We start from the raw sequence: 9,156 nt of genomic DNA on the forward strand, positions 1-9,156 counted from the left end.
ATAAAATAAGTCAATTAATAGTGCATTTTGTCAAATGGAATATCAAATTGCGAAGGTGCAAATTCGATACCTTTTAATGATTTGATGGCAATAGCACGGTTACGTTCATAAGTTAAAGGAATATAGACCGCCTCGTTATGCAGCGTTTCAAGTACATAGCGATAAAGTTCTTGTCGTTCTTTTTCATCAGTTGAAATCAGCGCTTTACTAATGTTGGCATCAATTTGAGATTTTTCTTGTAAACCTTGCTGAGCTATATAGTCGCCATACACTGGCAGTTTCATACCAGCTAAGAAAGATTGGGGATCATAAGGCATACCCCATGAAATATCAAAAACCATATCAAAGTCGCCAGCTTTTTGACGATCACGATAGCCTTGTTCTTCTTCACCATGAATATTGAGTTTTAACCCCACTTGTTCAAACTCATCTTGCATGTATTGCGCAATGGTTTTTTGCGAGGCGGTGTTGCTATCATAATAAAGCGTAATTTCGAAAGGCTTTCCATCTTTTTGGCGATAATGTTGACCATCAACCTTAACCCAACCCGCTTTATCCAGCAGTTGCTCTGCTAATTTTGCATCGTACTGATAGGGTTTTAAACCGATATTAGCATAAGGAATATTAATTGCCATTAACGTGTCTGCTGGCGCTTCACTGCCATTAAAGATCCCTTCAGAAATATCTTTTTTACTGATGATATGTTCAATTGCTCGTCGCACATTGACATCGTTAAGCTGGGGTCTTGTGGTATTCATCAAGACCATTCGGCTAGAAACAGGTTTTGACATTAACGTTTGAAACTTATCCATTTTAGCAAATCGTTCATACGAATCAGCATCAACCATGTTTTTGCCATAAATAAGATCAATTTCACCTTTTTCAAGCGCCATTAAACGGCTTTGATTATCAGCAATGACCTTCATTTTTACTGTTTTTATTTGCGGCTTTTTGCCCCAATAGTTAGGGTTTGCATTAAAAATAGCATACTGATCTTTTTTATGATCGCCTAAAACATAAGGACCAGTACCAATAAAAGATTTAACGCCATTTTTGGTTTCGCCATCAATCATCGCGTTAGGCGAAATAAAACGCATTGGTCTGGTGACGGCAATTTCAATTAAAAAAGGGTAATAAGGTTCAGATAGATTGACTTGTAAAGTATAATCATCCACTGCCTTAACTTCAGTAATTAAACGTACCATTTCAAGCCATGTATGGCGGACTTTATTGGCAAGAACTGCATCCCAGTTTAATTTGGCACTGTGGGCATCGAATTTAGCACCATCACTAAAGGTCACATCTTTTCTAAGCTTAAAAGTATAGGTTTTCCCCTGGTTAGTGATAGTCCAGCTTTCAGCAAGCCAAGGTGAAAATGTACCATCTTCATTATAATGAACAAGTGATTCATACAACATATTTTGAGCCCACATTTCACCACCATAAAGATGAGGGTTCAAATCGCGAATATCGCGGAAGTTTGCAAAGGTGATGTCATCTTTGGCAAAACTGTTAAGGCTAAAAAGTGATAAAAGTGAGGCTATTAACACATTTTTAATTCGATTAAAGTTTAAATGCATAAGCAATCCAGTAAACTATTGTTGTCAGGGAGCGAAATATTAGCATAATCGCAAATGATAATAAATATCATTTGTCTATTTTAATTAAAAAAACATATTAAAAATCATTATGATTAAAAATATAAATTGGTGAGTTATTGTCAAGTTGTGCTATATATAACCCTAATTTTATTTTATAATAATAAACAAACAGTAAATTTTATTGTGGAAAATAGGAAGTAACAAAATAAACAGAAAATATTATGGAATTGCTTTATAATGTAAGCGGACAATCCACTTTTTATTTATTTAGGAATCATTTCATGTCATTTGACTCTCTTGGCTTAGACGCTGAGATTTTAAAAGCAATTCAAGAACAAAACTATACAGCCCCAACTCCCATCCAACAGCAAGCTATTCCCGTCATTTTATCCGGTAAAGATCTTATGGCAAGTGCGCAAACCGGTACAGGTAAAACGGCAGGTTTTGGTTTACCCATTTTGCAAAAATGGGTCGAACAGCAAGCTCAAGCAACCAATAAACTTGAGGCGAAAAAAGGCAAACGTCCTTTATATGCATTGATTTTAGCGCCGACTCGTGAGCTTGCTGCACAAATTGGCGAAAATATTCGTGAATATAGCCGTTATTTACCCATTCGGTCATTGGTGGTATTTGGTGGAGTAAGTATTAATCCGCAAATGATGAAACTACGTGGTGGTGTGGATGTCTTGATTGCAACGCCAGGACGATTACTCGATTTAGTGCAACAAAATGCCGTGGATCTTTCAACGATTAAAATGCTCGTATTGGATGAAGCTGATCGCATGTTAGATATGGGCTTTATTCATGATATTCGCCGTGTGATTGCTAAATTACCTAAAAAACGCCAAAATTTGATGTTTTCGGCAACTTTTTCTGATGAAATAAAAGTATTAGCGCAATCGATTTTACATGCCCCTGAATTGGTTGCTGTTGCGAAAACCAATAGCGCTTCAGAGCAGATCACCCAATATGTGCATCGGGTTGATAAACGTCGTAAGCGTGAATTGTTGTCTTATTTAATTGGTAAAAATCAATGGCAACAGGTGTTGGTCTTTACTCGTACTAAATATGGTGCGAATCACTTAGCTGAACAGTTGACTAAAGATGGTATAAAAGCGGCAGCCATTCATGGCAATAAGAGCCAAGGCGCACGCACTAAAGCTTTGGCAGATTTTAAAAGTGGACAAATTAGAGCATTAGTGGCAACCGATATTGCCGCTCGCGGTCTTGATATTGAGTTACTTCCTTATGTGGTGAATTATGAACTTCCGCAAGTGGCAGAAGATTATGTGCATCGCATTGGACGAACAGGACGTGCTCAAAATGAAGGGCAGGCTATTTCGCTGGTATGCATTGATGAGCTTCCTCAATTAAAAGCGATTGAAAAGTTAATTAAAAAAACGATTCCAGAATTAACAACTCAAGGTTTTGAAGTTGATCCTAAAATTAAAGCTGAACCGATAAAAAAATCATCACAAAGGCGAGTCCCCCCAAAAAGAGGAAGTGCAAACTCAAGTCGATCGCCGCAGTTCAATCAAAATGGTGTGAAATCATCAAGCCGACATAATCACACTAAAAATAAACAACCTAATTAATATTTAATAATGTAGAAGGAAACTATTATGGTAAATCGCAGCAGACGTTTACGAAAAAAATTACACATTGAAGAGTTTAAAGAGTTAGGCTTTACGGTTAGTTGGTCTTTTGACGAAGGCACAAGCGAAGAAACTTTAGATAATATCGTTGATCAGTTTATTCTTGAAGCCATTCAACCCAATGGTTTAGCTTATGAGGGCAGCGGTTATTTAAATTGGAAAGGGATTATTTGCACCCAAAAATTAGGGAACTGTACTGAAGAAAATCGTGACATTGTCACAAAATGGCTGGAAACTCATGGTCTGAAAAATGTAAAAACCAGCCAACTTATTGATATTTGGTGGGATGAATTAGAGTTCTAGTGCATAGTCATCTTTAAATAAAAAATAGTCACGAGGGTGGCTATTTTTATGATTAAATTATTATAATAATGAGTAATTTGCTTTGTACTATTTATAATCCATTGTACTTATGTTTTCTTAAAATGATCAAACAGCGCTAATATAAGTTGGTATAAATCAGTTAGCCTACTTCTATTATCTAAACAATGACTGTCTACTATTTTGGTAAGGGCCGTTTGCATAATGAGCGAAGATACTATTTTTAAACTTGATAAAAAATATACGCCTTTTTTATTCAAAGCGATAGAAGCAGCAAAGAAAAGCGAATTTGTGACTAAATATAAATACGATATCGATCATTTTTATATATCTTTTAATAATTATATCAGCATAAATAATGGGTTTAGTTGTTATACAATAAGCTTTTATTCGAAAGAGATAACGCAAGATAATTGGATGAACATTGGGACTGGCGGAATAGTGATAGATGATATAAATGTTGATATAGACATTGATTCTGGCGAAGTTATTTCCATTTATACCAGTCGTTAACAAAAATTAAGACGTTGTAAAATTTATTGGCAACCAGAATAATAGCCACATTAGTATTTGTGGCTATTATTATTAATGAATGATTATTCAATTCCTTGACTACGCAAGTAATCTTCATAATTACCCGTATAATCAATTACTTTTTCTGGGGTAATTTCAACAATGCGTGTTGCCAGTGAGCTAACAAATTCACGGTCGTGCGAAACAAAAAATAGTGTGCCCTGATAAAGCTCTAATGCCATATTGAGTGATTCGATAGATTCCATATCTAAATGGTTAGTTGGTTCGTCCATAACAATAATATTAGGGCGTTGCATCATCAATTTACCAAATAACATGCGTCCTTTTTCACCACCAGATAAGACCTTAACTTGTTTTTTAATATCGTCTTGTGAAAATAATAATCGACCTAGAATACTACGCACGGCTTGTTCATCGTCGTTTGGTTGTTTCCATTGGCTCATCCAGTCAAATACCGTTAAGTCACCTTCAAATTCGTATTCATGATCCTGCGCATAATAACCAATATTTGCGTTTTCAGACCATTTTATATCGCCTTGCTCAGGAGTCAGTTCACCCATTAGCGTTTTTAATAATGTGGTTTTACCAATACCATTAGTCCCTAAAATAGCTATTTTTTCGCCCACTTCAACCATGAGCTTAAGATTTTTAAAAAGAGGACCATTGTCAAATCCTTTGGTAAGGTCTTCAACAACAAGCGCATTACGAAATAGCTTTTTATCTTGCTCAAAACGAATAAATGGATTTTGCCGACTAGAAGCTTTTACTTCTTCAAGTTTGATTTTTTCAATTTGTCTTGCGCGTGATGTTGCTTGTTTGGATTTTGAGGCATTGGCACTAAAGCGACTAACAAACGATTGCAGTTCACTAATTTGTGCTTTCTTTTTGGCATTGTCGGCTAACAAACGTTCTCTCGCTTGCGTTGATGCAGTCATATAATCGTCGTAGTTACCCGGATAGATGCGCAATTCACCATAATCTAAATCTGCCATATGGGTACAGACCATATTCAAAAAATGGCGATCATGCGAAATTATGATCATAGTACTTTCGCGTTGATTTAAGGTATCTTCAAGCCAGCGGATTGTATCAATATCCAAGTTATTGGTTGGTTCATCGAGTAATAAGATATCTGGATTTGAAAATAGCGCTTGGGCTAATAATATTCGTAACTTCCAACCTGGTGCGATTTCGCTCATTAATCCGTAATGTTGCTCAATTGGAATACCAACACCTAATAATAATTCGCCAGCCCGAGATTCGGCACTGTAGCCATCCATTTCAGCATATTGGGTTTCTAAATCAGCAACTTTAAAGCCATCTTCTTCACTCATTTCAGGAAGTGAATAGATGCGATCTCGTTCTTGCTTGATCTGCCATAATTCAGTATGTCCCATAATTACGGTATCAAGGACGGTAAATTCTTCAAAAGCAAACTGATCTTGGCGTAATTTCCCTAGTCTTTCATGTGGATCTAAAGCCACATTACCTGATGTAGGCACGAGATCACCACCAATAATTTTCATAAAGGTGGATTTACCACTGCCATTAGCGCCGATTAAACCATAACGATTACCGTTGCCAAATTTAACCGAGATGTTTTCAAATAATGGCTTACTGCCAAATTGCATTGTGATGTTATTTGTACTTAACACGAAAATTGACTCTCTTTAAAATGCGTTTTGCTCAAAAACAATAATTAGCCTTTGCTGCATGACGTCGCGAAAATATAAATTGGCGCACATTATGCCATAATTAATCATTTTTTAGGATCTTTGTTTTAGATAACGGCATTTAGGAAGGGTATATTTAATTTATTTCTTAATATATTGTAAAGTATAGGAAAATTCCTTGATGTTTACACTTCCGGATTAAAATAATTCCCTAAAATTTACAAGACGTTAGTCGTTTATTAAGTTACTATCAACAACGTGAAATCATTCCTAAATTTATTTTTACCTTTGATTTCAGGTTTATTGGAGAAAAATATAATCACTTGATATACCGTATAACTCATTGATTTAAATTATAATTTTAAATAAAAGCAATGCGCTACATGAATGATTTTTATTGTAACATGCACGAATCTTTTACAACATACTGAAGAGTATTGCTTTGTTGTTGAAAAGTATCGACAATGCAATTCTGACAAAATCTAAATTTTATACTCAATTACTTTTTATACTTAAACACATAGTTACCTGAAACTTTTTGACAAAATTTTCAGGATTTTCATCGCAGACAAAAAGCGCCCTAGTGAATCAATAATTATCTTTTTACACTCCTTAATAAATACCCTAATTTCAAATTTGCAAAATCCGTTTAACCTATTTATACTTTATATTGTGTATGTAAAGTTAAAAATAAAATTAAAACAAATAGATATAGTGAAAAAGGAATTAGAAGCATGTTAAAATGTTGCTTAATAGCTCGCTATCTTAAACTAGCCTTGATTTATTCATGATTACTTATCAGATAAAATTAGTAGAGTATAAGCTAATTTGATAAAACCATTATAATAATCAAAAAATGCTAAGTGATTTAGCTACCTTTTAATAACGTTGCAATTTCGTTAATATCGTTTGGCGTTGTTTGACAGCAGCCACCAATTAATGTTGCGCCTAGTTTTACCCAGATGGGTAATTGATTTGTAAAAGTGCAATTGTGGTGATGATTTTTGTGCCATTGTTTGGTGGTTGGATCGTATTGTTCACCTGAATTGGGATAGACAATTAGTGGTCTTTGCGTGAGTTTTTTTAACGATTCTAACGCTGTAGCGACGCTTTCTAGCGCGATGCAGTTAACACCAATACTAACCACTTGTTGACAGTGATTAAGATGCTCAATGACCAAAGATAACGGGCTGCCATCGCTAAGATGGTAGGAATCTTTTAATGTTAGCGAAAACCAGCTTGTTACAGTTGGAAATTCTTCGAGAAGCTTTGTGAGGGCTTTGATCTCAGCAAAAGAGGGCAGTGTTTCGCAAGCCAACAGATCGACTTCTGCGTCAACCAATGCTTTGATGCGGTTATAGTGAAAATCAATAAATTCTGATTCAGAAAGTTGATAATCACCTGTATATTCTGAACCATTTGCAAGATAAGCACCATAAGGACCAACTGAACCAGCAATTAGTAGTGTTTTATTTTGTCTTGTTTCATCTAGGTATTGCCTCTTTGCTTGCTTGACAAGCTCGACGCTGGTTTTTATTAGCTTGATGGATTGCTCTAGTGTAATCCCTTTTTTAGCAAACCCTAATGATGTAGCTTGATAGCTAGCGGTGATCGCACAATCAGCCCCAGCTTTGAAATAGTCATAATGGACTTGACGAATCAGTTCTGGCTTTTCGATTAACACTTTTGCCGACCATAAACTGTCGTTAAGATCACAGCCACGACGTTGTAGCTCGCTGGCTAGTGCTCCATCAATAATGATATATTTTTTTTGCTTTAACAGTGTACTAATTGGATTGTTATTCTTCATTTTTTGCCACTCGCTTTTGATGGGCTTGGGTAAAGTGATGGGCAATAAAGCAAACAACTACAAAAGGAATACCACAATAAAGCGCAATACGTTGTTCTGGATCGAATGCAAGTCCAATACAAGCAATTAAGCATAAAATAAAGCCTAAAATAGGTACAAGTGGGTAAAATGGGGCTTTATATTTTAGATTGTTTTGCTCCTCACGAGTTAAACTTTTTCTAAAAAAGAAGTGTGAAGCGCAAATACTTAGCCAAACGGCCACCACGGCAAATCCTGAAATAGCGGTCAAGGCAACAAAAACCGTGTTAGGCGCAATAATGCTTGTGAATAATGCCAATAAGCCACCTAACATACTGACGGAAATAGCAAAGGCTGGAACCCCTGTCTGATTAAGTTTACTGAAGCATTTTGGTAATGTACCTTGGTTGGATAGCGACCACAACATGCGCCCAGAAGCATAAAGCCCCGAATTTGCAGCTGACAAAATGGCGGTTAAAATTACAAAATTAAGACAATCGGCAGCATAAGGTAAGCCGATATTTTCAAAAACAGTAACAAAGGGACTTTCGATAACGCCAGCTTGATCCATTGGCAATAAGGCTGCTAAGACAAAAACGGTGCCAATAAAGAAGATGATAAGTCTTAGAATTGTGGTTTTTATTGCTAACGGAATGGTCTTTTCTGGTTCTTTTGTTTCACCAGCGGCAATACCAATAAGTTCCGTGCCTGAAAAGGCAAAATTGACCGATACCATCGTCATAATAATCGGGGTAATGCCATTAGGGAACCAACCATTATCGGTAATATTGTGTAAAAAGGGCGCGGGGATGTCGTTTTTCATTGGGACAAAGCCAAAAATAGCCGCAGCACCAGCAATAATAAAGATAATAATGGTGATCACTTTGATAATCGAAAACCAAAATTCACTCTCAGCAAAAAATTGTGCGGTAACGATGTTTAATGCCAAAATCACGGTACAGAAAGTAGAACACCAGACCCAAATAGGTGTATTTGGAAACCAATGTTTCATACAAAATCCTGCTGCGGTAATGCTTGAGCCGAGTGCGACAGTCCAAGTTAACCAATATAGCCAAGCAACAGTATAACCAGTTGCAGGGCTAATGAACCGCGAGGCATAAGTATGAAAGGCACCTGTTTCTGGTATGGCGACAGCGAGCTCGCCAAGGCATAACATAACTAGGTAGACCACTAATGCACCAATTAGATATGCGATAATTGTGCCAATTGCACCTGCGGTCGCAATAATGTAGCCAGTGTTAAAAAAGAGACCCGTACCAATAACGCCACCAAGTGATAGCATAATAAGATGCCGAGTTTTCATGGTGCGTTTGAATTGGTTTTTGTTTGATGAGATTGACTGTTGTGTATTCATAAGGCGTTTTATTTAATTCATTGTTATTATGTTTAAATTAATATCCCACCAATAAATGGGTGGGATGCTTTTTTGTTAATTGTTATTAGGGGCTGTTGATCTTTGCTGTACATAAATTGCTCAACAATACATTGGCAGCCACATCAACATAAATGCCAGTGATACCATA

Annotated in this window: 7 protein-coding genes; 3 read left to right on the plus strand and 4 right to left on the minus strand. The window is 36.3% G+C overall.

The genetic code is table 11. The features are described from left to right. Positions 1-14: 14 nt before the first annotated feature. Entirely contained in the window at positions 15-1,580 is a 1,566-nt protein-coding gene (gene nikA, locus GQ593_RS11355) for a nickel ABC transporter substrate-binding protein (RefSeq protein ID WP_160432126.1), read from the minus strand. Between the two features lie 302 nt (positions 1,581-1,882). Between nikA and rhlE the strand changes: the two genes are divergently transcribed. The 3 genes from rhlE (at position 1,883) to GQ593_RS11370 (ending at position 4,090) form a co-directional block, all read left to right on the plus strand. Beyond that, complete coding sequence (gene rhlE / locus GQ593_RS11360) at positions 1,883-3,196, plus strand: ATP-dependent RNA helicase RhlE (protein ID WP_160432127.1); 1,314 nt, start codon at positions 1,883-1,885, stop codon at positions 3,194-3,196. Between the two features lie 27 nt (positions 3,197-3,223). Continuing rightward, positions 3,224-3,559, plus strand: coding sequence for a YggL family protein (locus GQ593_RS11365; RefSeq protein WP_202115477.1), 336 nt, complete (start codon positions 3,224-3,226; stop codon positions 3,557-3,559). 222 nt (positions 3,560-3,781) lie between these two features. After that, a complete protein-coding gene (locus GQ593_RS11370) occupies positions 3,782-4,090 on the plus strand; it encodes a hypothetical protein (RefSeq protein WP_160432128.1) in 309 nt (102 codons plus the stop codon). A gap of 83 nt (positions 4,091-4,173) precedes the next feature. Here GQ593_RS11370 and GQ593_RS11375 read toward each other — a convergent pair whose 3' ends face one another. The 3 genes from GQ593_RS11375 to mmuP all read right to left on the minus strand — a co-directional run bounded on the left by GQ593_RS11375 (position 4,174) and on the right by mmuP (position 8,987). Then, on the minus strand, positions 4,174-5,766 hold the full coding sequence (locus tag GQ593_RS11375) for an ABC-F family ATPase (RefSeq protein WP_160432129.1): 1,593 nt from the start codon (positions 5,764-5,766) through the stop codon (positions 4,174-4,176). Positions 5,767-6,652: 886 nt separating this feature from the next. Beyond that, the gene (gene mmuM, locus GQ593_RS11380) at positions 6,653-7,594 is read right to left on the minus strand and encodes a homocysteine S-methyltransferase (protein WP_160432130.1); all 942 of its coding nucleotides are present in this window, start codon (positions 7,592-7,594) and stop codon (positions 6,653-6,655) included. Next, positions 7,584-8,987 carry an S-methylmethionine permease gene (gene mmuP / locus GQ593_RS11385; protein ID WP_160432131.1) on the minus strand — a complete coding sequence of 468 codons (1,404 nt, stop codon included), beginning with the start codon at positions 8,985-8,987 and terminating at the stop codon, positions 7,584-7,586. Before mmuP ends, mmuM begins: the two co-directional genes overlap by 11 nt. Positions 8,988-9,156: the final 169 nt, after the last annotated feature.

The organism is Gilliamella sp. Pas-s25, assembly GCF_009795885.1.
Taxonomy (GTDB): Bacteria; Pseudomonadota; Gammaproteobacteria; order Enterobacterales; family Orbaceae; genus Gilliamella.

Excerpts from the sequence above, each read along its gene's own strand:
- GQ593_RS11370 (WP_160432128.1), top strand. The coding sequence starts at position 3,782 with ATGAGCGAAGATACTATTTTTAAACTTGATAAAAAATATACGCCTTTT.
- mmuM (WP_160432130.1), bottom strand. The coding sequence starts at position 7,594 with ATGAAGAATAACAATCCAATTAGTACACTGTTAAAGCAAAAAAAATAT.
- GQ593_RS11365 (WP_202115477.1), top strand. The coding sequence starts at position 3,224 with ATGGTAAATCGCAGCAGACGTTTACGAAAAAAATTACACATTGAAGAG.
- rhlE (WP_160432127.1), top strand. The coding sequence starts at position 1,883 with ATGTCATTTGACTCTCTTGGCTTAGACGCTGAGATTTTAAAAGCAATT.
- mmuP (WP_160432131.1), bottom strand. The coding sequence starts at position 8,987 with ATGAATACACAACAGTCAATCTCATCAAACAAAAACCAATTCAAACGC.
- nikA (WP_160432126.1), bottom strand. The coding sequence starts at position 1,580 with ATGCATTTAAACTTTAATCGAATTAAAAATGTGTTAATAGCCTCACTT.